Here is a 23,596-nt window from a genome sequence, read left to right as displayed (position 1 = left end):
CTTCTATTATTTAATGAAGAAAGCTTTTCTGGTTATGCTTTGTTTTCACTTCCGAATATACGCATATGATTTTTAACGTTTTCGTACGCGGCCTCAATTACATCTTGATGGTACGTAAAGTAATCTGAATAAGGAGTATTTAAGGCCGCAGTGTTAATTCTAGTAATTACATTCTGAAACGTGGCTGTTGCTACATTAATTTTTCGAACACCATGTTGAATACATTGCTTGAAATCCTCTGGGCTAATGCCAGACCCACCATGTAATACTAAAGGAATATCGACTATCCCATTAATCTCCTGCAAGCGGTCTAATCGTAAATCAGGGTCTCCATCGTACATCCCGTGCGCATTTCCAATCGCAACAGCTAACGCATCAACATCTGTTTCTTCTGCAAATCTTTTTGCTTCTTTAGTACTTGTCAGCATCATTTCAATATCTTCTGATCCGTCCTCACTACCACCTACTCTGCCAATCTCAGCCTCTACTGTCGCTCCGTACTGTTTCGCAAGCTCCACAACTTCTTTTGTCCTTTGGATATTCTCTTCTAACGGATAGTGAGATCCATCAAACATAACCGAACTAAAACCAATTTCTAATGTCTCTTTAATTTTTTCAAACGTCATACCGTGATCAAAGTGAACTGCTACTGGAACAGTTGCTTTTTTCGCTGCAGCTACCATCAAAGGACCAATCATATGAATGGGCGAATGATTCAAACGAACTTCCGCAATTTGTAGAATGAGCGGGGAACGTAACTCTTCAGCTGCTTGAATAGCTCCCATTACCATTTCCATATTAGCGACACTAAAAGCTCCAACCCCATAATTCTCTTGATTTGCTTTAATTAAAATATCTTTCATTTGAACTAATGGCATTACATACTCCCCTATTTCAATATTATTTATTAAATGTAAAATCAACCGTCACGTCTTTTAACCCCTTTTGTAAGAAGACATGTTGATTACCATACCATTTACTTAGGGATAATCTTAAAATGCTTAAATTACAAACCTGCTTTTTCTTGTATAAATTTTCGAGCTTTTAATGCGTATTCAAAAGGATTCGCTAAAGCTGGGTCTTGCTCTGCTTCTACCACAAACCACCCCTTATATTCAGAGTTTGCAAGAATAGTAAACACTTCATCAAATACAATTACACCATCCCCGGGAACTGTAAATGCACCACTCTTCACTGCCTGTAAGAAGCTTAAATCGTTATCCTTTACAGCATCTACTACTTCCTCACGAATATCTTTTAAATGTACATGTTTAATGCGAGGTAAATATTTTTTTAAAATATAAAGCGGCTCTTCTCCTGAAAAAACAAGATGACCTGTATCAAAAAGCAGGGATACAAGCTTTGGATCAGTCATATCCATTAACTTTTCAATTTCTGCCGTTGTTTGAACACCCGTACCCATATGATGATGGTATACAATATGTAGCCCCTTTTCCTGAGCTAATTTACCAAGGTGATGTAACCCATCCGCAAGCTTATCCCACTCTTTTTCTGTAAAAATAGGCTTGTTTTGAAATAGCGGTACATCCATTAAACCTTGAATACTATGTCCTTGCTCTGATACAACAATGACTTTTGCACCCATTTCATACAAGAAATCTCTATGTTTAATAAATGCTTGTACCGTCTCTTCAAGCGGCTTCGTTGTCAAGAACGCACTAAACCATGCGCTAGCAATCTCCAGGTTTCGTAATTCCAATGATTTTTTCAATACAACTGTATTTCTCGGATATTTATTACCTACTTCACTTCCATTAAATCCAGCTAGTGCCATCTCACTAATACATTGTTCAAACGTATTTTCTGCTCCTAGCTCGGGCATATCATCATTTGTCCAAGCAATTGGTGCAATCCCAAGCTTAATCGTGTTTTCTTTGAACATCCCCTTGTCTCTCCTTTTTGTAAAATATTATAGAATTTCGCCAACTTCTCTTATCTGTTCGTTAAAAAGAGAGCTTCCTAAACAATATGCATGTAGATAAAAAACTCTCTTTGTGCCCTAATCTAATAAGATCTTGCCTTTTGCAAGTAACGTACTTTACTCTCATACGAAGCTTGTACACTTGGACTATTAGATACTTCTGCAACACCTACATGCCACCATGAATCGTATCCATTTGTCATTGTTTTTGGTAATACTTTAATATCAATCAATGTAGAAACTGTTTGTTTTTTCGCATCCTTAAGCGCTTCCTGTAATTGTTCTATTGATGTAACGCGATACGTTTTTACACCATATCCAGCCGCACTGGCTGCAAAATCGATTTTCATAATAGCCCCGTTTAATTTACGAGTTTTCTGGTTTCGGTAGCGAAACTCTGTTCCAAAGCTCCCCATTCCATTGCCCATTTGTAAGTTATTAATGCAGCCAAATCCGGAGTTATCAAATAATAAGACGTTAATTTTTTTGTTTTCTTGAAGACTTGTGACAAGCTCCGAATGAAGCATCTGGTAACTACCATCCCCTACCATTGCATATACTTCCTTCGATGGTTCAGCTAGCTTTGCCCCCAGTGCGCCGGCAACCTCATAACCCATGCAAGAGTAACCATACTCCATGTGATATGTATTAGGTTTTTTTGCTGCCCACATTCTTTGTAAATCACCAGGAAGACTTCCTGCCGCACCAACGATAATTGCATCTTCATCAAGTAATGTATTGATTTGTCCAATGACTGCGGTCTGTGTTAATTGTGTACCAAGTGCGTCTACATACTCATTTAAATTCTCATCGAAATGACCTTCAACTTCTGGTTTAAAATCTTGATCTGTAAAGCAAACATTATGTAGACGTGCTAATTCTTTTTCCCAAGCCTCTTTTGCATCAGCGATTTCTACTGTGTAACTAGATTGATAATCAATTGCTTGCAGTTCATCTATTAGAGCAAGAAGTGCTTCTTTTGCATCTGCTATAATCTTTAATGCATCAAGCTTATTCGCATGGAATTCTGAAATGTTAATGTTTAAAAACTCAACCTCTTCATTCTGAAACAATTGTTTAGATGCAGTTGTAAAATCAGTAAATCTTGTTCCGATTCCAATAACAAGATCCGCTTCCTTTGCAATTGTATTAGCTGCTAAATTCCCAGTTACCCCAATGCCGCCCAGATTATATGGATGGCTACTTTCAATCGCACTTTTCCCAGCTTGTGTTTCTCCAAATGGAATGCGGAATGTCTCAGCAAACTGTTTAAGTTCCTCTGCTGCTTCTGCGTACCTTACACCACCACCGCAAATCATAACTGGCTTTTTCTTTTTCTTAATCATTTCTACCGCATCCGCTAAACTGGCTTTTGTAGGTAGACGACGTTCAATACGATGAACACGCTTTTGGAAGAAGTAACTTGGAAAATCCCAAGCTTCCCCTTGGACATCTTGTGGTAAACAAATTGTTACAGCTCCTGTATCTGCCGGATTCGTTAAAACACGCATGGCTTGAATCATAGCTGTCATCAACTGTTCAGGACGATTTATCCGATCCCAATACTTACTTACCGCACGAAAAGCATCATTCGTAGAAATAGATAAGTCATGCGTTTGTTCAATTTGTTGAAGAACAGGATCAGGTTGCCTCGTTGCAAATACATCACCTGGAAGTAGTAAAACGGGAATATTATTTGCAGAAGCTGTTGCAGCAGAAGTAAGCATATTTGCTGATCCAGGACCAATAGAAGACGTACATGCCATAATTTGTTTTCTATGTTTTTGTTTTGCAAAGGCCATCGCAGCATTTGCCATTCCTTGTTCATTTCTCCCTTGATATACTTCTAATTCCCCTGCGTCTTCTTCTAAAGCTTGACCTAGGCCAACTACATTTCCATGACCAAAAATCGTAAAGATTCCCTTAATAAACTTTTGTTGCTTTCCATCAAACTCTACGTATTGCTGATTCAAAAATTTCACCAAAGCTTGTGCCGTCGTCATTCTAATAGTTTGCATATTGTTTGCTCCTTTCTATCTCTATCAGTCATTCTGCATATGAAAAAGGAGTATCAGGAATTTGGTAGACTCCTAATACTTCCTTCTTATGTTTGACTACTTCCGTTACCTTCGCTTACAAGCAACTAGAGAGATTCTACTTCTCTCTTAATGATTATTTTTCCCAGCGAGATGTAAGCATTTTCTTTCTTGTATAAAACTCAACGCCGTCAGTACCATTCGCATGAAGATCACCATAGAAAGAGTCTTTCCAGCCAGAGAACGGGAAGAATGCCATTGGCGCTGGTACCCCAACATTCACACCTAACATGCCTGATTCAATTGTTTCACGGAATTGACGTACACTTGCCCCGCTATCTGTATAGATGCAAGCTCCATTTGCAAAGCGAGACTCATTCGCAATTTCAATTGCTTCATCTAATGATTTCACACGAACAATGGATAAAACAGGAGCAAAAATCTCATCTTGCCAGATTTTCATTTCTTTTGTCACATGGTCAAAAATTGTTGGACCAACGAAGTATCCGGCTCCTTTTACAGCTGTATCTTCGCGTCCATCACGAACTAATGTAGCGCCCTGCTCTACACCTGAATCGATGTAACCAATTGTGCGCTCTTTATGGTTATCACGAATAACTGGTCCTAAAAATACATCTTCATCAAGACCATTTCCGATTACAATTTTATTTGCTTCTTCTACGAGTCTTCCAACTAATTGATCTGCAATTTCTTCTTCTACTGTAACAACAGAAGCAGCCATACAACGTTCACCAGCTGAGCCGAATGCTGCACTAATAATTTGCTTTGTAGCTAGTTCAAGATTCGCATCATTTAATACAATGGAATGGTTTTTCGCACCTGCTAATGCTTGCACGCGTTTTAAGTTTTCTGTTCCTTTTTTATATACATATTCTGCAACTGGCTGGGAACCTACAAATGAAATTGCCTTCACTAATTTGTGTTCAAGAAGACCGTTTACTACATCGTGTGCGCCATTAACGATATTTAATACACCTTTAGGTAAACCAGCTCCTGCAGCTAATTCAGCTAATTTTGCTGCTAGAAGTGGTGTACGCTCTGAAGGTTTTAACACAAATGTATTACCGCAAGCAATCGCAAGTGGGAACATCCAGCATGGAACCATCATCGGGAAGTTAAACGGTGTAATCCCGCCTATAACACCAATTGGGTAACGATACATACCAGATTCAATACCTGTCGCAATATCAGGAAGCTGTTTTCCCATCATTAATGTAGGAGCACCCGCTGCAAACTCCACGCACTCAATACCACGAAGAACTTCACCGTAAGCTTCGTTATAGCTTTTTCCGTTTTCAATCGTAATAAGTTTCGCCAACTCTTCCCAGTTATCTACTAATAATTGTTGATATTTAAATAGAATACGAGCACGTTTTGGCACAGCTGTTTTAGACCAAGATTTGAAAGCTTCATTTGCTGCTAATACAGCTTGTTCAACATCTACTTTTGTTGAAAGAGGTACCTGGGCGATTACTTCTCCTGTTGCTGGATTGTATACCGCTTCCATCTTAGTTGAAATAGATTCTACCCATTCGCCGCCAATGTAGTTTTTTACAATTTGTGCTGTTTGTACTGTCATATTCATTCTCTCCCTTTTATGTAATGTAGAAGCGTATATAAGATACGCACTTACTTGATTACTCATTTATGATATTTCTATACAATTTCCTCAGCCGTTTCCATGAATGCAGAAATCTCTGCCCTTGTTGGCATTGCATCTGAACAGCTATGTTTAGAAATAACAATCGAAGCAGAAGCACCACCTAATCGCATCGCCTGAGGAATTTCAAGCCCTTGCATTAAGCCATAAATAAACGCAGATGCATACGAGTCGCCCGCGCCAAACGTCTTTAACACCTTTGTTTTAAAGATACCTCCGCGGTGAGATTGACCGTCTCTCGTATAAGCGATTGAACCCTCCCCGCCGTGCTTAATTACGACGATTTTCGCATGATGTGAAAACCATCTTTCAGCCGTAACTTGATCATTAGATTGTTCGTAGTTTAATAGTTTTTCCATCATATCGAATTCTTCACGCGTTCCAATAATGACATCAGACTTTTCAGCCGCTAGATTATAATACACAGCCGTTTCAGCTTCTGACTGCCATGTATAAGGACGGTAATCAACATCAAAAAATACGACTACATCATGCTTACGCGCATATTCTAGCGCTAAAAATACCGCCTCGCGAGAAGGACTTTTCGCTAAAGCTGTTCCTGAAATTAAGAGAGCTTTTGATTGTTTAATATAGTCCTCAGATACTTCTGTTGGATCAAGATTTAAATCTGCGACATTGTCGCGGTACATTAAAATACTGCAATCTTCAGGGCTTTTAATTTCTGTAAAAGCTAGACCTGTCACTGCACCAGTGCGATCAATACATATCTGATCCGTATTAATATTGTTGTCCTTTAGGTACCCTGTAATAAAGCGGCCCATTTGATCATCGGACACCTTACCGATAAACCCTGTTTGTAAACCAAGACGTGCCGCACCAATCGCGATATTCGCAGGAGATCCCCCCACATACTTAGTAAATGTTCTTGTTTCTTCCATAGGACGTTGTGTTTCATTGGCATTTAAATCAACGCATAAACGTCCAACTGCAATTAGATCTAATGGACAATTTTCTTTAAAAACAAGTGGATTCATTGTTACTACCTCCCGTGCTATATGTAAAAGGTAAATGATATGGTTCAGAAATTTTATGGCCATACGATTCACCACTCTTTAACTATCTAGAAGTAAGCGTTCTCTTTATTGGTTTAATGCAGGCTGTTTATGTTCAATTTGAACAGGTTTTCCAGTTAGTAACGATTCCTTCGCAGCTTTCGCAATTCGTTCCGCTTGTAACCCATCATTACCACTGCAAATAACAGCTTGTCCTTCTATAATTGACTTTGTAAATTGTGTTACTTCTTCAATGTAAGCCTGCGTATAGCGCTCTAAGAAGAAATAAAGTGGCTTGTCTTTTACAACACCTTCTGTTTTTGAAACTTGTACTGTTGTCGGGCAACAATTATCCGCAGCGACCGCTCCTTTTTCACCAAACACTTCAAGACGCTGATCATATCCATAAACCGCTTGGCGGCTATTATCAATTACCCCTAAAGCTCCATTCGCAAATTTCAATGTGACAATTGCTGTATCAACATCATTTACTTCCTGAATGGACGGATCAATTAATGTTGTTCCATATGCAAATACTTCAACAACTTCACTATTCATCACATACCTAGCCATATCAAAATCATGAATCATCATATCCATAAACAATCCACCTGAAGAACGAACATATTCTATACTTGGCGGTTGTGGATCTCTAGACGTAATTTTTAAAATATGTGGGTGTCCCACTTCTCCTTGTTGAATAAGATCATAGACTTTTCTGAAGTTAGGATCGAAACGGCGGTTAAAGCCTACTTGAAGAGATACTCCTTGTTCCTTTACTACTTCTAATGCATCTAATGTTTCTTCTACCGAGAAACTAACAGGCTTTTCGCAGAAAATATGTTTTTTCGCAAGTGCCGCTTCTTTAATAATTTGCGCATGTGTATTTGTTGGTGAACATATAAAGACAGCATCAATTTCTGGATCTGCTAATAAATCCTGATAGTTTGTAGTCAGAGTGGAAATCCCTTTGTCCTCAGCCCACTTTTCTAGATGACCAATCACTACATCTGAAACCGCTTTAATTTTTACTTGTGGCATCAGCTGCAAATTATCAACATGCAGTTTCCCAATTCGTCCAGCACCAATAATCCCAATCGTTAAAACATTCATATGATTTCTCCCTCTTTATTAAAATTTAAGAAACGAAATGAAAGTCTATAAGGTTTAGCGTAATAAATTTAGTTAAGCGCTTTCCCTATTTTTCTTCATTATACACACTTGATTCTAAATTGAAAACATTTTTATTTTTTTGAATACTTTTCTTTTTACTCGAATTCCAAATTTCGTAAGTAAACGTACTACGTCCATATACAAATTAATAATTAGAAACAAATAATCTAAACAGCTACAAAAATAATCTTTTAAAATACTGATATAACAAAGAAAACGAAGCCTTTTAAATACTAAGCTCCCATCTATAAGGTATTTCTTTGTTTTCATATTCATTATTATTTTATTGTCCGATAAGTAAATAGAATGCTCCTATAAATGAAAGTTGTAAATTGTCAAAAAATTTCATTGACGACCTTATTATGTAAGCGTATACTTTTTTTATCGAAAAGAATTAAGCGCTTAACCAAAAAACTTATCGGTGGTGGGAGAATGAACGCAATGAGTTCAAACAAAACATTTATGGACAAGATTGGTATCCCTTCTAATTTAACTTGGGGATACATAGGGATTATTGTTTTTATGATTGGAGATGGTTTAGAACAAGGATGGTTATCCCCTTATCTCGTTGAAAAAGGACTAACGCTAGAACACGCTGCTTTTCTGTTTACGATTTACGGAATTACTGTATCTGCTTCTTCCTGGTTTTCGGGGGTATTTGTACAAATGTGGGGACCAAGAAAAGTAATGACGTTTGGTTTAGTATCATTCATTCTAGGCTCCATTGGGTTCATCGGTATAGGAATTCAACATATGAATTATTCGGTAATAATAATTTGCTACGCTCTACGAGGATTTGGTTATCCCTTATTTGCTTATTCCTTCCTAGTTTGGGTATCTTACAGCACTCCTCAGCAAATGCTTTCAAGAGCAGTTGGCTGGTTCTGGTTTGTATTCCAGCTTGGGCTTAGTGTTATCGGGGCCTTTTATTCTAGTTATATGGTTCCTAAAATCGGAGAAATCGCCACTTTATGGAGTGCTTTAATTTTTGTTGTCGTCGGGGGATTATTCTCAATTGTTGTAAATAAGGACAGATTTAAAGCACAAACCGTAAGTGCTAACAAATCAAGTGAATTACTAAAAGGCATTACCATCGCATTTGAAAATCCTAAAGTTGGTATAGGTGGTATTGTTAAAATTATAAACTCGGCAGCTCAGTTTGGGTTTGTTGTTTTCCTGCCTACTTATATGATGAAATATAATTTTACGATGACTGAATGGCTTCAAATTTGGGGCACTCTATTCTTTGTAAATATGGTGTTTAATATTATTTTTGGTATTGTTGGAGACAAGTTTGGTTGGGTAAATACGATAAAATGGTTCGGAGGAGTCGGTTGCGGAATTGTAACTCTTGCACTCTATTATGTACCACAAATGGTAGGACATAATTATTGGGCAATATTATTTGTTGCATGTTGCTACGGAGCAACACTTGCCGGTTATGTACCTCTTACAGCATTAGTCCCATCTTTATCTCCTGAAAATAAAGGAGCTGCAATGTCTGTCTTAAATTTAGGTTCAGGATTATCAGCATTTGTTGGACCATTAGTAGTTACTGCTTTCATCGGTCCATTAGGTGTTGGCGGCGTGATGTGGATCTTTGCTGGCTTGTACTTCTTTGGTGCATTTCTAACTCATTTCCTTACTATTCCAAAGGAAAATGAGATGAAGCAGGATTTAAATACGAAAAGCGGCGAGCGATTCTCAATATAAACTCTAATTAAAAAGAAGGTCATCATAACTGCACATGGTTATGATGACCTTCTTTTCGTTACATTCAAATAGGCTATTAAAAAAGCTATCATGTAATATCCTTTACTGAGGAACGCTCTACTAACTGAGGAATAATTGTAATTTTTTGCTTAGCATGCGCCTTCATTTCCATCGTTTTTAAGAGTTGTTCAAACGTACAGGCTGCCATTTGTGTAATTGGCTGTTCAATTGTTGTTAACCCTGGATCTGCAATTTCAGCATAGATGGTATTATCAAATCCGATAATTGATAAATCTTCTGGTATCGAAAGTCCTTGTTTTCTTGCTTCATTCATAAGACATATAGCAATCAAATCTGTACAAGCAAAAACCGCTGTAGGTCTGTTAGGTAAATTAAGTAACTCTTTACTTGCACGTTTGCTATCTTCCACTGTCGAATAGCAGCTAATGATAGCATCATCATCTAATGAAATTCCTGAATCCATAAGAGCTTGCTTGAAACCATTCAGTCTTCCTACGCTACTTTTTCTATCCTTCTCCATCATAATCGTTAAAGATGTATGGCCTTTCTGCGTTAGATAATTCCCAGCTAGATAGCCTCCCCTCATATCATCAGTTGTCACAACATGCGTTGTGATGGAAGGATGATCTACGGTGAATAAAACAAGAGGCAAATCTCGATTCACGATTTTTTTAACAAGTTTATAATCATTTAACTCCGTCGCAATAATAATGCCATCTACTTGCTTTTTAAATAATAGATCAATGTATTCGTGCTCACGTTTTGTTTGATGATCCGTACTACACAAAATAAGTGTATATCCCGATTCTCGTGCACTATTTTCAAAGGCTCTTGCCACTTCTGCAAAAAATGGGTTTGAGATATCTGGGACAAGTACTCCAATCGTATATGTTTTTTTACCCGTCAACGCTGCTGCTACACTACTTGGCTGATAATCTAATTCATCCATTACCTGATTTACTTTGTTTATTGTTTTTTCACTAATACGCCCTGTTTGATTAATTACCTTAGATACAGTTGCTATTGATACACCTGCTTTTTCCGCAACATCATAAATTGTTGGTTTCACGTTAATTGTCCCTTCTTAATCATCTTTTACTATATTTTATCATAAATAGATTTCGCTTCTTGGTACACAAACGGAAATCTTTTAAAATTTGTAAGCACTTGTATTCTCAGGCATAGTTCCTCTCATTAACATAACTGCCTGTTCCAAGTGAATAGTTCAAATATAAACATGCCCCTGTATTAAAGGCTTTTTACAAGCAGCATGCTTTGATAAAATAGAAAAAAAAACGTATTCCAGTCCTTTTCTCTATTTATACGTTATTAATCCAAAAACCTTTAGCCTATTCTTCTTCACTTTAGGTTGAACCTATCTTCTTAGTTTAATAGGCATGGTGCTTTTTCCTTTTTACTCTTACCGCTTATTTCTTATCTCCGAATCTGTCCATTTCCACAAATCACATATTATGAATACATTTATAAATCACCCTTACAAATAAAAAAGAATAAGAAGATCCATGCGAATAAACGCTTTAGAATCTTCCTATTCCTCCATACACACCCTTAAAAATATTTGGCTTATTGCTTTGTATTAGATAATCCCCTTTTTCAATAAACTTACATAACTATTATCTCCTATGATGACATGATCTAGAAGAGGGATACCAATAATAATTCCACATTCTTTTAATCGCTTAGTTACTTCAACATCTTCTTGAGATTCCATACTATGGCCTGAAGGATGGTTGTGAAAACATACTATTGAAGATGCATTGTTTAATATTGCCGTGCGGAAAGTTTCCCTTGGATGGACTAACGATGAATCAACAGTTCCTTCGAACACAATACTACAGCCAATAATTTCATTCTTTGTATTTAAGTTAAATACACCAAAAATTTCATTTGGCCTTGATTCTATATCAAATATAATCTGTGCAAAGCGTACAGCATCCGCTGGACAAGTGATTTTCTTTTTCTCAATATCATAAATACGATTACTGTCTTTTACCAACTTTACAGTTTGAACCATAATTTTCTTACCCATGCCCTTCTCCTTTCGAAATAAAAAAGACGAGACTGCACCTCTCATCTTTTTTCACCTACTTTTGTATTTTGAAATCCAAAATTCTTATTTCCCCACTACAATTCTTAATAATTTAAGATAATCTATCACATCCTTGTTAGTCGATTACTTGTCCTATTCCCACAACGCAAAAAAACCTTCCAGGAATACATTCGTATTACAAATTAGCGTATATGTTATATACACTTCCTTGCAATGAATCGTAAACCCGAAAGGTTTGTTGTTATTTAGGAATGATTAAAAAGGAAAAATTATCTTTACGTTATTGTAAAATATATCGAATAATCTGTCAAATTAACGAAATAAGTTTAATTGACTGTGATTAGGTCTTCCCTCTAATAGTTACGTAATTGATTTGTAAATAGAAAACATGGTCTTGATCTTAATAATGGAAGTTCCCTTTAATTTAGGTATTTTATTTCTTCATTAAAACTAAAAATAAACACTAATAAGTAACTTACATTTAATTTACTACTTTTTACTATAATCTTTATTCCAAAAACGATAGAGCGAACGAAATTCATCTGTTTTAGAAATATCGATTTTCTCCTTTTTTCTCTTATCATATAGTTCATCATTCTCTATCCCAAATATTTCTCCCACCATTGGCTTCTTCCCCTCTTCATACATAATAAAATCAGGAATGAATCCCCCATAACCCTCAATTGGTAGATATGGTTTTACAAATAACTTTTTCTGATGACAGAGTTCATTATATATAACCTTTTCATAATTACTTTCAACAAATAATCCTCTTCTTGAAATTGGAATCAAACAATAATTCCCTAACGTCAATTTCCTATGATGGTATTTACTTGCCCTATATACAAATCCAGCAAGAATATATCTATCACTATGGGGTTCGCTTTTTAGCTTAATATCAAATTCTTCCCAATTAACATAAAACCCAAACTCTTGATCAAAAGCATTTTTGCAAACAACGTATCCTAAAGACTCCTTTCCTATTTCCTCGGACTCCCTTCCCCTCTCAGGAAGGTATTCCATATAAACAAAAGCCACGTCTTTTTTTACTTCTAAGCCGCTAATATTTTTACCTCTCAACATTTGTTCAAAGAACATTTTCTGTAATATTTTACTCTTATTACTCAATCTAATATCCTTTGAAACTCCAAATACATGTTGAGATACTTCATTTGAATTTGTCGGAAGTCTTCCCTTTTTACCTGTGACAATTCTTTCCCATGACATCATATTAAGTTTGGTAGCCAATCCAAAGACAGTAGCTTCTCCTTTTTTTGTAGAGTTAGGATATTCTATATAGATCTTGGTCTTTCGTTCCTCTTCTTGCTTCACATTCTCTTTTCCTATCTTTTCTTTTGAAGGGGGTATCAATGCTTCCATTCTTACAACATGTTCGCCTTTTTCTTCATCATATTTCCACGCTTTTTCATAAGCACTTATCCCTTCATATTGAGGGCTTCTAACACAATTAATAGAATGTTTCTTTTTTCTAGTGGCAGGATATAGATAAGGAATCGCTGTCTTGGACACCTTCATCTCAACATGGTTTAAACAAGAACAGTATAAAGAAATTATTCCCTTCTCTTGTTTTTGTTTTAGAGTATTCAGATAATACTCGTTAGCAGATTGATAACTCTTTTTTTCTAGTAACATACCTGTTTTTTTATCAAAAATTTCAAATGAACGTGATGTAATCAATTTCATATCCCCCTACTCATATATAATTTATATATCTTACATGTAATCCTATAAGAAAAAGATGTTTGATAAACGATATATACCCTCCTCTAAGTTGAGAAGTTCTACTTAGCAAACGCTCAAACCGTTCACCCTTAAATACCCTTGATTTTTCAAAAATAAATCCTCTTATTCAAAATATCTCCTAATATTTTATCATTTTTTATGCAGTAAACCTTTTAATTACCACCTTCAATAAAACAAAAATTATATGTATTCAGATCCTTTTCTGTACTTTAAATTTCCCAACTTCAAAAATGGCACTTCTATACTTTTCAAAAATTATTTATTCGTCCTTCTCACTTATACATTCTTCTACTATGAATTTAAAAAAAAGCAATTTAGAATGTTCTTTTTTTAGCGAACTTACTGCCTTAATAGAAACAAAAGTATAAATCAATAATACGAATAAAAAGGTAATTGCTGTAATTATAACCCCATTCTGTTTAATCAACCCTTCACTAAAAAAATAATTATTCCCAAGAACAATTAGAAGGGTAGTAATAAACGGGACGATAAATTGAATCATCTTATATCCATCATATTGTTCTTCTATGCTAGATACACGATTGAAGGTATTTTTTAAAGTCTTTTTTTCTAGTAACATTAATGCACTTGCTTCTTTTTCTAATTGTTTTTTAGAAACTAACCCTTTTTCATAATTAATTGAATGTGTTACAAACTTTCCAAAGGATTTATTATCTAAACATATTAACTTACTATCTAATTCCTCAGTTGTTAAGTCACTAAACTTAGCAATCGTCTCTTTATTTCTAAACAACATACTCCCCCCTCAATTCCTAATATTTACAAGAATTATATCATTAAGAAACTTAAAGACAAATGCGCTTACTTACTACAAATTTAACAAAATCGTAATTTATCATAGTAGTTTGCTTCATTGGCATTACGTCCATTCTACAAGAAGAAGGAATTGGCGAATTACCACTATCTATGAAATGACAAACGAATATTTCAAACAATGAATTAAAGAAGCAATTTGATGATGATACATATTTTCACCGTATTACTGAATCGCCTTCTAATAGTTTTTACATTTATCCCATCAACACTCCACAAATACATCGCAACATTTTTATAAGAAGATTACTGCGCACGAATTTATAAAATAATACAATTAATAATTTTTGTTCTATACCTAATCTACTAATTTCCTTTTCACCTGAATATAAACCCGTTTGCAAATACCTATTTTCACCTCTAAAAAGGTATCTTTAAGATTCAGTAATAACCAGGAATGTAAAAAAACAGACCGATTTTTAAATCAGTCTGTTTTTACCTCAATAATACTTGATTTTATATTAAAAAATAATCCGATTTAACTATTTCTTTTTATTTCACCCCAACTTTACTGACTAAATTTCGTCCTAAAACATTAGTATAATAATCTTCAGCCATTTTCTTAGCTCTTTCCTCTATTAATTCTTTAGTAAATTCATGAAAATCATCGTAATCTGTTACGAACTGTGAAACATATGAATACTTAGATTCTTCATACTTCACCCTTTTCTCTTTAAATTCTTGATTATCAATTTCGTTGTTAATCTTTTCTTCTAATAAAATTAAATTCCCTATGCTTAAACTATATTTTTCATTTTTATCTTCAGAAAGTATGTGCTCGACAGAGCCATCTTGTTTTGAAATGCTCTCCTCGGAATAATATTTTTCTAAATTGTTTAGTACATACTTACTTAACATATTTGATTTATTTTTCCCCTTAGAAAACTCTAACTTAATAAACTCTTCCTCAAATTCGTTATAATTTGGAAATATCTCATCTAGCGTATTCTTTAATTCGTCAATAATCTTATTTGCATCTTCCTTTGATTCAGCAGCATTTAATTGGATAGCAAACTTCGAATATTTAAGCTCCAACATTATTCCATTTTTTCTAACAGTATATTATACTGTTAATTGCTAAGGGTAAGTTTTGGTATTTCATGGTAACTATTCGGTTTTTCGGACCAAATAAAGATAGAAAAGTCCTAATTGAAGTCCAACAATACTTAGAAGATATATATATTAGAAAAGGAATTTCAGGAGATCTTATCCTATATAACTAATACATATAGCGTTGTAGCTTTAAATCAATAAATTTGTCGATAAGCTAGTTAAAGATTATTAATTTTAATCTTTTGATAGAGTTAAAAAAATCAACTTTATATTCTAATTTGGAAATTATCAGGTGGTGTCGGTAGTGTTTGAGTATCTTTTAGTTAAAGCTTTATTTACTATTTTCTTAATTAGCCTAATCGTGTTAATCAGTGTAATATGGACTAAAATAGAAAAAATTCTGGACGAAACTGTATTTAAAAACGTTTCTGAAAAAACCAGATATGTAGTAACTATGATAATTGTTATGGTGGGAGAATTTGTTCTCATAGTCATTACTTCATTAAATTGGAAAGCTTCAATTATTGACACACTCTTTTTTGGTAGTATTATTTTGTTCTGCTGTATATGGCTAATACCTTATTTTGTTAATCAACAACAAAACGTCGCTAAAGTTATGGATAAGCATTTTAGTGGAGGGGTAGATTTAGGTGAAATTCAAGTTCATCGTGCGAAACTTTCTGCATTTAATTTAGGAAGTATTGTATTTTCTATAGCGGGAATTATTATACCTATTTGTTACTATTTTAAATACTTCTTATAACAGTTTATTGGTTCTGTTGCAAATTTTTTTAGATACAGTAATAGGAGAGATTACAGATATTTTATGTAGAAACAACTTAGATGTATAAGACAATCCATTTGAGCGAAAACAGTAAAATACCCTAAAAAATGATACTTATTTCCAAAACATCCACCAAGACTTTTTCTTCAACGGGGCTGCCGCTATTTCTTCCTGAGCTGATACAATAGTACGCTTTGCATCTTGAATCTCTCTGACCATCTTCATAAGATTATCATCTCTTAGTTCTAACCTCTTTTCTATCCTTTCTTCACGTTCTTTCCGATCTTTCATATCTTCTCTTATTAATTTATTTCTTTCTTTAATATCATCTTCGATTAATTTATTCCTTTGATCCATACGATCACCAAGTCTCTTTTCCATTTCTAAAAGGTTTGCTTGCTGCACCTTATTAATTTCTTCTATCATAGCGCTATATTGTTGTTGGAATTGATACTGCATTTGATAAGGAACTGGATTTGCCCCCTGGGACTCTTCTTGCTTATTATGGATTCCAAACTGCTTCGCAATCATTTTCGCAGCCTTTTCTAAAGTCATACCATCTTGCTTACTCAACTCTACTAACTGTTCAATAAGTACAACATCAAACTCTGTATATTCCCTTCTTCCTCGACTATTCTTTCTTACATCATATCCCTCACGCTCAAGAACATCCGAATACTTTCTAAGGGTGCTGCCACTTACCCCTAAACGACCATAGACCTCATTGCTGGTATATACTATCTCTGCTTCTGACATAGCGCTACGCCACCTCCTATAAGAAAAATTCCATACTAAAGGAATAATCCCTTTTAGAATCCATCGACGAAGCTCGCACGGTCTTTGCTGTGTTTTGTCAAAAATAAGCGAATCTATAATACAAAACCAAAATTTTTTTGAAATAAAATGTTGAGAAAGTTTATTTACCGTCGAAACACATTGTATTTTCTAAAAAATGTAAGATAATGTAATAGTATTACAAATATTCAGAAAAGGGCGAACTTTATTGAAAAGCAAAATTGCAACGCTAACTGTTACAGGCGCACTATTGTCCACAGTTTTTGTTCCTTTTTCCGATGCACAAGCATCTGAAAACACAAAACAAACTGTAGCAAATCATTCAGAAGCAATACAACCACAAGTCATTTCAAATGAATTAAAGGCCCCATACAAGGAGCCTATTCAACCACAAATTATTGAAGGTGAAGCAAAATCTCCATTTAAAGATCCTGGTATGTCTGTGAATCAAAATGGAACGTTAATGATTCAAGATGGTGGCCAAAAAGTAATTGTTGCTGATGGTGGCTTTAATTGGCAATGGTTAGGAAGTTATGATGGTGATAATGTAGCTTGGAGTACATTCGATAAACACATGTCGAGCGCTTTAATGGCTGGATTAGGTGGAAGTATTGCAGGTATAGTAGTTTATAATTTTGCAAAAGGTGTTGCAGGATATATTACTGGTCAACTTATTAACACTATACACAAAAATGCAAATGAAAAAATTTGGTATACTGTTCATAAGTTTTATGATTACGATGCTGTTAATGTATATGTCAAATATCGTGTTTGGGTATATTCTGACCCATCCAGATCTAGAGGCAGTATAATAAAATTCTATGAAGAAATTCACAGAACATAATAAAAAGGTTGTTCCCAATGGGAGCAACCTTTTTATGTAAACCAAGAATTAGTTATATACACAAATGATATAAAAGCAATAAGTGATAATGTATTATAAAAAGCTATTTTCTTAGTAACTCTTTTAAAAATAAAAGGTGCTAAGAATATTAACACACCCATTATATAAATCCAAATTAGAGAACTGTAACCTAGAAAAAAAACGAGCGAAAAGAAAATCACCATGTTTATATATTTTTTTTCTTGTTTTTCCACAAAATCACTCTCCCGTTATAGGAATCCCTTTGTATTTGAGGTAAATAAGCCAGTGTCCTTTAATATAAAATCATAAATAGTAAAATTTATTATATCACAACCATCATTTATTTATGTTGAGAAAATTCAGATAAAAATAAGAAGTATTAATTAATTGTTTAACTTCTACTATACGAATAGCTTAAAACCTTTAAGAATTAATCGACGAGACTCGTACTGTCTTTGCTATGTTTTGTCGGAATAGAGGGGTTTTTTATCACAAGTAATCTTTCGTGATATTATTTGTCTCAAAAAAAATCATATTTTTTAGAAATTACTCTTAAAAAACAGGGAAAGAATTCTTATAATACGCAACGTAGGCTTCTATTGAGCTATGCATTTATATAAAAGGAGGATGTTTTAACTATGAAAAAAACAAAGGGAAGAAAGAAAAAATTAGATGTAGAAATTCGTTTTTGGGGATTCAAGCTTTTCGTTAAATACTCTGCTTAACAAAATATTTATATTCAAATTTTATTTGTAAAACCTCTTCATAAAAGAACGTGAGTTCGTTTATAATAAGAACAAACGTTCTTTTACTTTAGGAGGAATCAAAATGTATGACTATTCAATCCTACCGAATAGAATCATCTTATGTGTTGATTTACGCAGCTTTTACGCTTCAGTGAGTTGCATCAAAATGGGACTTGATCCTATGCATACAAAGTTGGCTGTAGTCGGCGATGTAAATAGAAATGGTTCAATCGTTCTTGCTGCAACACCACCTTTAAAAGCCCTGGGCGTAAAGAAGATGGCAAGGCTCTACGAGATTCCTCGAAGAAGAGATATTCTTGTTGTGAATCCGACTATGAGTACTTACATAAAATGCTCTAATTACATAACAAAGTTAGCTTTACAATACGTTCCTTATGAGGATTTCCACCAATATTCCATCGATGAATTTTTTATGGATATTACCGATAGCATTCATTTATTTGCTAACGATCCATATGAATTTGCTATGAAATTTAAACGTGAAATATATCAACATACACGCATTGAATGTACCATCGGAATTGCTCCTAATCCTTTAATGAGTAAGGTTGCTTTAGACATAGAAGCAAAGAAGAACAAGGACGGAATTGCTCTTTGGAAGTATGAAGATGTCCCTACGAAATTATGGGGCATACGACCACTTAATAAGTTTTGGGGCATTTCGTACAAAACAGAAGAAAAGTTGAATCGCAAGGGAATACACTCCATCGAGGATTTAGCTAATTATCCTCTAAAATATTTAAAACAGAGTTTCGGAAAAATCGGAGAGGAATTGCACTTACATAGTAATGGCATCGACTTCAGCCGTATTTCGGAGAAATACGTCCCTGCTACAACTTCAATCGGAAAAAGCCAAATTCTAATGCGTGACTATACAATAGAAGAATTTCCGATTGTTCTACTGGAACACATTGAAGAAGTCTGTTATCGCCTTAGGAGGCAAAACAAACTTGCTCAAACCGTTCAATTCTCTGTTGGTTATAGTAAGAGTTATAACGGTGGCATTAGAAAAACACATACTTTAAGTCGTCCGACTAACCTAACAATGGATATTTATAAGATTTGTACTTACTTTTTGCATCAACAATATACTGGAGAACCTATCCGCAGCATAAACATTTCTCTAACGAATTTAATTCGAGAAGGGGAAGAACAAATTTCTCTTTTCGATAATGTCACGCAACGAGAACAAGAAGTAAAACTAACAAAAGTAATGGATGAAATACGCACAAGATTTGGGAAGAACAGTATTTTGCGGGGGATTTCCTACACGCATAGCGCTACAGCTAGACATAGAAATACACTAATTGGAGGCCACAAATCATGAATAACGCTAATATGCCAAAAGGAAGAAAAATGGTCAAATGGACTCCGTTCGCCGCATTGACATCTCAATTTGACGGGATACGTGAAATGATTAAGGAACAAAACAAGGTAACCCGTCCGATCTTAACAACTGACGAAAAGGAACGAATTGAAAACATGTTATTATGTTCCTTAGTATCTGAAGAAGAAATAATGATTACATATTTTGAAGATGGTTATTTACTCTCTGGTTATATGACTATTGTTGATATTGACCCGTCAAATAGCGCTGTCATATGTACGGATGCTTTTTATAACAAGATGAAACTGTAATTCTCTAATATAATAGATGTTAAATAAAATAAATTGATGTTATCAAGTTTAGATCATTTAAAGGAGTGTAAAAATGCAAGGGAATCAGATAAGAAAGAACGCAGCAGGATCAGTTATTCATAATGATATTAATAACTATCCCTTTCTAAATATACCTATGATTATTAATGAGAAAAACGGAATGATTTACGAAGTTTTTAGCGCAGGGTTTCATATTAATGATGCAGCAACAATGATAACAACAGACGGTTTTGCCACAACTAGGATAAATACACCCATTGTAAGAATTAAAAACAATGTTGGTATTATTCAAACATATCGCTTACCTTTAGAGCTGGAATACTGGGTACTTTCTTGTATGCGTTCTGCTTCAGCAGGAAAAAATCCATTCCCATGTAAAGTTGCTTTTGGAATTATTGACACTAAATTTCATGTAGAATTCAGATAAAAAGAAGCAATTTCATTTGAAATTAAACACCTTTATTATCACTTCTCGTAAAGTTTAATCAAAAAGAACTCTTCAAAGCATGAAAGAGTTCTTTTCCTATTTTACAGCCCAAACAAATACACCACAGCTTTACGTACGCTACTTGATGTAGCATTAAACACTGAATGACTAATCCAACTAGCTAAAAATCCATACTTCACAAACAAAAAACTGTACACAATACCAGGTATAAGATAAAACCAAACATTCATTACATTAACCCCATGAAATAGAGCAAAAAGAAAACTTGATACTAATCCCCATACAATTATAAACTTTTTCTTTTTATCTTCAGAACCATCATAAACTCTTCTAAATGCCACGAATTCTTCCTTGATCCTATTTAAAATCCAAAAGAAAGCAATATAAGTAACATATCGGAAAAACAATTCCTCAGCAAATGGACTCAGTAGGAAAACAACCACCCTTTCACCTATGAAACTAAAATGCTCAACAGAAACATATTGATTAGAACCAACAGCTATCAAGCTGCCTGTTAACCAATATACAAAACCACGACAAAGAGACAGTAGCGTTTGTAAGGTGAGCCCAAGTGCAATAGCCCATCCTATAATAAGATACACTTTTCTTTGTTTAATAAAATGCCTTGCAAAGCATCTTCTTGCTGTCTTAAAAATTATTAGCGCCCCTAAGAAGAAACTTAAAATGAATAAATAGTCAATTCTACCTGGTTTCGAAAGCCCCCATTCAAGAAAACGCTCACCCCTTAGCATCAGCCCTAGTAATACATAAGATAACATTATGAAAAGGCACCATTTTAAAATCAACCATAGATGCCTACCATCATAAGACATTAAAACACCTCCTCATTTATTTTTAATATTAGTATAATTAAAATCTTCCATCTCATGTTGTTAGTTCTTATCAACATGAGATAATATTATAAATTTATACCAATTCAAAAGGAGCAATTTTTACTTTTTGTAACGTGACGCCTATAATATTATTAACAATCTATGTTCTACATAATAGCTGCTACACTACCAAACTTATAGAGGTGTAAATATGAAAATATTATTAGAGGGCAGAAGAATATTTGAATACGAAACTGATGAAAATACAAAGTATTTGATCTTTTCGGATGAAAGTCTAAAAAAATACGTGTATAATGCTGCATCGATATTTATTAAAAAAGGAAATTTTCCTTATCCTCAGAAATGGCTCATTAGTGACAATTTTAAAACTAGAGAACTATTAACTCCTATAGATGATTTTGATTCAAGTATTTATGAATATATGTTTCATATTGATTGGCCACTAGTAGAAAGGATCACCCAAATTCTAAAGCCATATGGCATACAAGTTGCTGAAGAACCTAATGGAGTACGAATGCGTGATTTAAATGGTTTGTTGCGTTTAGAAGAGATACCTCAAGAAGTTCAAGATGAAATTAGGGATGCTTTAGCAGAGGAGGATTTAAGGACATACGAGGAGTTTCAAGTATTCGAGTGTTACTCTTGTAAAGAAAAGGATAATGAAGAATTCTTCATCATAAATGGAGATAATGACATAATTTTATCCGATATTTCTTACGATCAGACAGATTGGTTTTCCGATAAATATATAGTTGAAACATATCGAAAAAAAACTCATTCAAGCACGGAGTATGTATTTAAAACAGATAGAGACGAATGGTTTATATACTCCCCTGGAGATTCAGATAGTAACTATTGGGTTTTAGAGCATATATATGACGATGAATTGGAGGACTTTCCGCTTTCTTCATATATAAAAGTTGAAACAGAAAAGAGAGAGATTCCCGAGCGAGAAGATGAAATCGATTTTCAGCGTTATTATAATAAGGATACTCCTTACGACTTTTATTACTCAGATAAGATGTTTGCACTAAGAATTTTACAAGACGAAGGTCGATTCAATATGGCAAACATTAATGGCAAATGGGAAAGGTATACAGAAATGGTTTTAAAAGATCAAGAACCGTTCTGCAAGTGGGATGATATGATATATGTTGGTTCAAGTATTTTCGGTGATATTAAAAAAGAAAAATTAACACAGGAAGAGATTATGAACTTTGCTGTTGAAGTGAGGGAAAAGAAACAGAAGGACACGACTATACAATGAACAAATTCTAGAAGATACGAAATATTAAAAAATGAACTCCCTCATAAAGAACATGTGGTAATTTCTATATGTTCTTTTTTTATAAAAATGAAAGTAAACCTTTAAATATTAGTTTAATGAAAAAAGCTTTAGAAAATTAATTCTAAGACTTCTGTTTTAATCTTATTAATTTGTCCGTGAAATAAAAATGGGTATCTATCTATACGTTTAGGATAAAAGTACATAAGATATTTAAGCTGGAGTCCATATACACGTAATTTTGGGCCAAAGTCTATATTTTATTTCCACTATCAGATTTTGTTGTAATAAAAAGGTAATTTACTAGTTGTTAATTTAGTTTTATATGTATCTTGTCTGAATCCTATTGAAGGATTTTATTAATGTTTATTTTTGGAAAGGTTGATGGAATTCTATGTATGATCCATACAGACAACAGTATCAATTAATTGAAACACAGTTTAATCGTGGGTTCATGAACGGAGCGGGTGGTGGACCTGGAACTCCAGAGCCAACACCTATAGATCCTATTGGGCCGCATTTCCCAACTTACTATACACAACCTTATTATGTGCAGCCATATACACAGCCTTATTATGTACAGCCATATGTACAACCGTATGTACAGCCATATATGCCATTTTTATACACAACTTGGTAGATGATTAATGTTAGTTATACTAATCACCGATTAATCGATAATTTTGATGAAAAAATAACTTTCATCAACTAATTTAGTTCCGGTTCTTTATTTTTTAAAAGAACCGGATTCTTCATATTATTAGCCAGCCCCCATGCCGATCAAGCAAATATTTTTAACTACCCCCATTATGAAAATTTTATTTTTTCGTAAATAAAG

21 protein-coding genes are annotated in these 23,596 nt (G+C 34.3%); 8 read left to right on the top strand and 13 right to left on the bottom strand.

Annotation, left to right across the window (positions count from 1 at the left end; all coding sequences use genetic code 11):
- Positions 1-32 precede the first annotated feature (32 nt).
- From F0362_RS27310 to iolG, 6 genes are all read right to left on the bottom strand, one after another.
- Positions 33-878: a class II fructose-bisphosphate aldolase gene (locus tag F0362_RS27310; RefSeq protein ID WP_149890087.1), complete on the bottom strand. Its 846-nt coding sequence runs from the start codon at positions 876-878 to the stop codon at positions 33-35.
- Positions 879-1,006: 128 nt separating this feature from the next.
- On the bottom strand, positions 1,007-1,903 hold the full coding sequence (gene iolE, locus F0362_RS27305; RefSeq protein ID WP_149890086.1) for a myo-inosose-2 dehydratase: 897 nt from the start codon (positions 1,901-1,903) through the stop codon (positions 1,007-1,009).
- Positions 1,904-2,025: 122 nt separating this feature from the next.
- Positions 2,026-3,960, bottom strand: a complete 1,935-nt coding sequence (iolD, locus tag F0362_RS27300; protein WP_149890085.1) for a 3D-(3,5/4)-trihydroxycyclohexane-1,2-dione acylhydrolase (decyclizing) — start codon at positions 3,958-3,960, stop codon at positions 2,026-2,028.
- A gap of 154 nt (positions 3,961-4,114) precedes the next feature.
- Complete coding sequence (locus tag F0362_RS27295; RefSeq protein ID WP_149890084.1) at positions 4,115-5,578, bottom strand: CoA-acylating methylmalonate-semialdehyde dehydrogenase; 1,464 nt, start codon at positions 5,576-5,578, stop codon at positions 4,115-4,117.
- Positions 5,579-5,655: 77 nt separating this feature from the next.
- The gene (iolC, locus tag F0362_RS27290; RefSeq protein WP_149890083.1) at positions 5,656-6,654 is read right to left on the bottom strand and encodes a 5-dehydro-2-deoxygluconokinase; all 999 of its coding nucleotides are present in this window, start codon (positions 6,652-6,654) and stop codon (positions 5,656-5,658) included.
- Positions 6,655-6,759: 105 nt separating this feature from the next.
- Entirely contained in the window at positions 6,760-7,785 is a 1,026-nt protein-coding gene (iolG, locus tag F0362_RS27285) for an inositol 2-dehydrogenase (RefSeq protein ID WP_149890082.1), read from the bottom strand.
- A gap of 492 nt (positions 7,786-8,277) precedes the next feature.
- Here iolG and F0362_RS27275 point away from each other — a divergent pair, with 492 nt between their 5' ends.
- Complete coding sequence (locus F0362_RS27275) at positions 8,278-9,558, top strand: MFS transporter (protein ID WP_149890081.1); 1,281 nt, start codon at positions 8,278-8,280, stop codon at positions 9,556-9,558.
- Positions 9,559-9,646: 88 nt separating this feature from the next.
- Here F0362_RS27275 and F0362_RS27270 read toward each other — a convergent pair whose 3' ends face one another.
- From F0362_RS27270 to F0362_RS27250, 5 genes are all read right to left on the bottom strand, one after another.
- Positions 9,647-10,648 carry a LacI family DNA-binding transcriptional regulator gene (locus F0362_RS27270; protein ID WP_149890080.1) on the bottom strand — a complete coding sequence of 334 codons (1,002 nt, stop codon included), beginning with the start codon at positions 10,646-10,648 and terminating at the stop codon, positions 9,647-9,649.
- Positions 10,649-11,176: 528 nt separating this feature from the next.
- On the bottom strand, positions 11,177-11,629 hold the full coding sequence (locus F0362_RS27265) for a JAB domain-containing protein (protein WP_000516690.1): 453 nt from the start codon (positions 11,627-11,629) through the stop codon (positions 11,177-11,179).
- Positions 11,630-12,139: 510 nt separating this feature from the next.
- Positions 12,140-13,354: a hypothetical protein gene (locus F0362_RS27260; protein WP_016514176.1), complete on the bottom strand. Its 1,215-nt coding sequence runs from the start codon at positions 13,352-13,354 to the stop codon at positions 12,140-12,142.
- Positions 13,355-13,673: 319 nt separating this feature from the next.
- Positions 13,674-14,171: a hypothetical protein gene (locus F0362_RS27255; protein WP_002109653.1), complete on the bottom strand. Its 498-nt coding sequence runs from the start codon at positions 14,169-14,171 to the stop codon at positions 13,674-13,676.
- 569 nt (positions 14,172-14,740) lie between these two features.
- Positions 14,741-15,286 (bottom strand): HNH endonuclease family protein, encoded by a 546-nt coding sequence (locus F0362_RS27250; RefSeq protein WP_229198860.1) that lies wholly within the window; start codon positions 15,284-15,286, stop codon positions 14,741-14,743.
- A 319-nt stretch (positions 15,287-15,605) separates the two neighbouring features.
- On the opposite strand from F0362_RS27250, the gene F0362_RS27245 reads away from it, so the two are divergent.
- Positions 15,606-16,064, top strand: a complete 459-nt coding sequence (locus tag F0362_RS27245) for a hypothetical protein (RefSeq protein WP_098803899.1) — start codon at positions 15,606-15,608, stop codon at positions 16,062-16,064.
- A gap of 135 nt (positions 16,065-16,199) precedes the next feature.
- On the opposite strand, the gene F0362_RS27240 is transcribed toward F0362_RS27245, so the two are convergent.
- Positions 16,200-16,841, bottom strand: coding sequence for a DUF3967 domain-containing protein (locus F0362_RS27240; protein WP_149890079.1), 642 nt, complete (start codon positions 16,839-16,841; stop codon positions 16,200-16,202).
- 247 nt (positions 16,842-17,088) lie between these two features.
- On the opposite strand from F0362_RS27240, the gene F0362_RS27235 reads away from it, so the two are divergent.
- The 4 genes from F0362_RS27235 to F0362_RS27215 all read left to right on the top strand — a co-directional run bounded on the left by F0362_RS27235 (position 17,089) and on the right by F0362_RS27215 (position 20,598).
- The gene (locus F0362_RS27235; RefSeq protein WP_149890078.1) at positions 17,089-17,724 is read left to right on the top strand and encodes a hypothetical protein; all 636 of its coding nucleotides are present in this window, start codon (positions 17,089-17,091) and stop codon (positions 17,722-17,724) included.
- Positions 17,725-18,573: 849 nt separating this feature from the next.
- The gene (locus F0362_RS27225) at positions 18,574-19,839 is read left to right on the top strand and encodes a Y-family DNA polymerase (RefSeq protein WP_149890077.1); all 1,266 of its coding nucleotides are present in this window, start codon (positions 18,574-18,576) and stop codon (positions 19,837-19,839) included.
- Positions 19,836-20,150, top strand: coding sequence for a YolD-like family protein (locus tag F0362_RS27220; protein WP_149890076.1), 315 nt, complete (start codon positions 19,836-19,838; stop codon positions 20,148-20,150). Before F0362_RS27225 ends, F0362_RS27220 begins: the two co-directional genes overlap by 4 nt.
- Before the next feature lie 73 nt (positions 20,151-20,223).
- Positions 20,224-20,598, top strand: coding sequence for a hypothetical protein (locus F0362_RS27215; RefSeq protein WP_001161881.1), 375 nt, complete (start codon positions 20,224-20,226; stop codon positions 20,596-20,598).
- A 101-nt stretch (positions 20,599-20,699) separates the two neighbouring features.
- On the opposite strand, the gene F0362_RS27210 is transcribed toward F0362_RS27215, so the two are convergent.
- Positions 20,700-21,452 (bottom strand): CPBP family intramembrane glutamic endopeptidase, encoded by a 753-nt coding sequence (locus F0362_RS27210; protein ID WP_149890075.1) that lies wholly within the window; start codon positions 21,450-21,452, stop codon positions 20,700-20,702.
- Between the two features lie 211 nt (positions 21,453-21,663).
- Here F0362_RS27210 and F0362_RS27205 point away from each other — a divergent pair, with 211 nt between their 5' ends.
- On the top strand, positions 21,664-22,740 hold the full coding sequence (locus F0362_RS27205) for a hypothetical protein (protein ID WP_149890074.1): 1,077 nt from the start codon (positions 21,664-21,666) through the stop codon (positions 22,738-22,740).
- A gap of 412 nt (positions 22,741-23,152) precedes the next feature.
- Positions 23,153-23,398, top strand: a complete 246-nt coding sequence (locus F0362_RS27200) for a hypothetical protein (protein ID WP_253265949.1) — start codon at positions 23,153-23,155, stop codon at positions 23,396-23,398.
- The last annotated feature ends 198 nt before the right edge of the window (positions 23,399-23,596 follow it).

Origin of the sequence: Bacillus sp. BS98, assembly GCF_008432245.1 — a bacterium.
GTDB lineage: Bacteria > Bacillota > Bacilli > Bacillales > Bacillaceae_G > Bacillus_A > Bacillus_A toyonensis.
Note: the sequence above shows the minus strand (reverse complement) of the source record. Positions and strands in the feature narration are given on the sequence as shown.

What these genes read in the sequence shown, in the direction of transcription:
- iolE (WP_149890086.1), bottom strand. Translation starts at nt 1,903, where the DNA reads ATGTTCAAAGAAAACACGATTAAGCTTGGGATTGCACCAATTGCTTGG.
- F0362_RS27205 (WP_149890074.1), top strand. Translation starts at nt 21,664, where the DNA reads ATGAAAATATTATTAGAGGGCAGAAGAATATTTGAATACGAAACTGAT.
- F0362_RS27255 (WP_002109653.1), bottom strand. Translation starts at nt 14,171, where the DNA reads ATGTTGTTTAGAAATAAAGAGACGATTGCTAAGTTTAGTGACTTAACA.
- F0362_RS27215 (WP_001161881.1), top strand. Translation starts at nt 20,224, where the DNA reads ATGCAAGGGAATCAGATAAGAAAGAACGCAGCAGGATCAGTTATTCAT.
- iolG (WP_149890082.1), bottom strand. Translation starts at nt 7,785, where the DNA reads ATGAATGTTTTAACGATTGGGATTATTGGTGCTGGACGAATTGGGAAA.
- F0362_RS27210 (WP_149890075.1), bottom strand. Translation starts at nt 21,452, where the DNA reads ATGTCTTATGATGGTAGGCATCTATGGTTGATTTTAAAATGGTGCCTT.
- iolC (WP_149890083.1), bottom strand. Translation starts at nt 6,654, where the DNA reads ATGAATCCACTTGTTTTTAAAGAAAATTGTCCATTAGATCTAATTGCA.
- F0362_RS27265 (WP_000516690.1), bottom strand. Translation starts at nt 11,629, where the DNA reads ATGGGTAAGAAAATTATGGTTCAAACTGTAAAGTTGGTAAAAGACAGT.
- F0362_RS27275 (WP_149890081.1), top strand. Translation starts at nt 8,278, where the DNA reads ATGAACGCAATGAGTTCAAACAAAACATTTATGGACAAGATTGGTATC.
- F0362_RS27295 (WP_149890084.1), bottom strand. Translation starts at nt 5,578, where the DNA reads ATGACAGTACAAACAGCACAAATTGTAAAAAACTACATTGGCGGCGAA.
- F0362_RS27310 (WP_149890087.1), bottom strand. Translation starts at nt 878, where the DNA reads ATGCCATTAGTTCAAATGAAAGATATTTTAATTAAAGCAAATCAAGAG.
- F0362_RS27220 (WP_149890076.1), top strand. Translation starts at nt 19,836, where the DNA reads ATGAATAACGCTAATATGCCAAAAGGAAGAAAAATGGTCAAATGGACT.
- F0362_RS27240 (WP_149890079.1), bottom strand. Translation starts at nt 16,841, where the DNA reads ATGTCAGAAGCAGAGATAGTATATACCAGCAATGAGGTCTATGGTCGT.
- iolD (WP_149890085.1), bottom strand. Translation starts at nt 3,960, where the DNA reads ATGCAAACTATTAGAATGACGACGGCACAAGCTTTGGTGAAATTTTTG.
- F0362_RS27225 (WP_149890077.1), top strand. Translation starts at nt 18,574, where the DNA reads ATGTATGACTATTCAATCCTACCGAATAGAATCATCTTATGTGTTGAT.
- F0362_RS27260 (WP_016514176.1), bottom strand. Translation starts at nt 13,354, where the DNA reads ATGAAATTGATTACATCACGTTCATTTGAAATTTTTGATAAAAAAACA.
- F0362_RS27250 (WP_229198860.1), bottom strand. Translation starts at nt 15,286, where the DNA reads ATGTTGGAGCTTAAATATTCGAAGTTTGCTATCCAATTAAATGCTGCT.
- F0362_RS27200 (WP_253265949.1), top strand. Translation starts at nt 23,153, where the DNA reads ATGTATGATCCATACAGACAACAGTATCAATTAATTGAAACACAGTTT.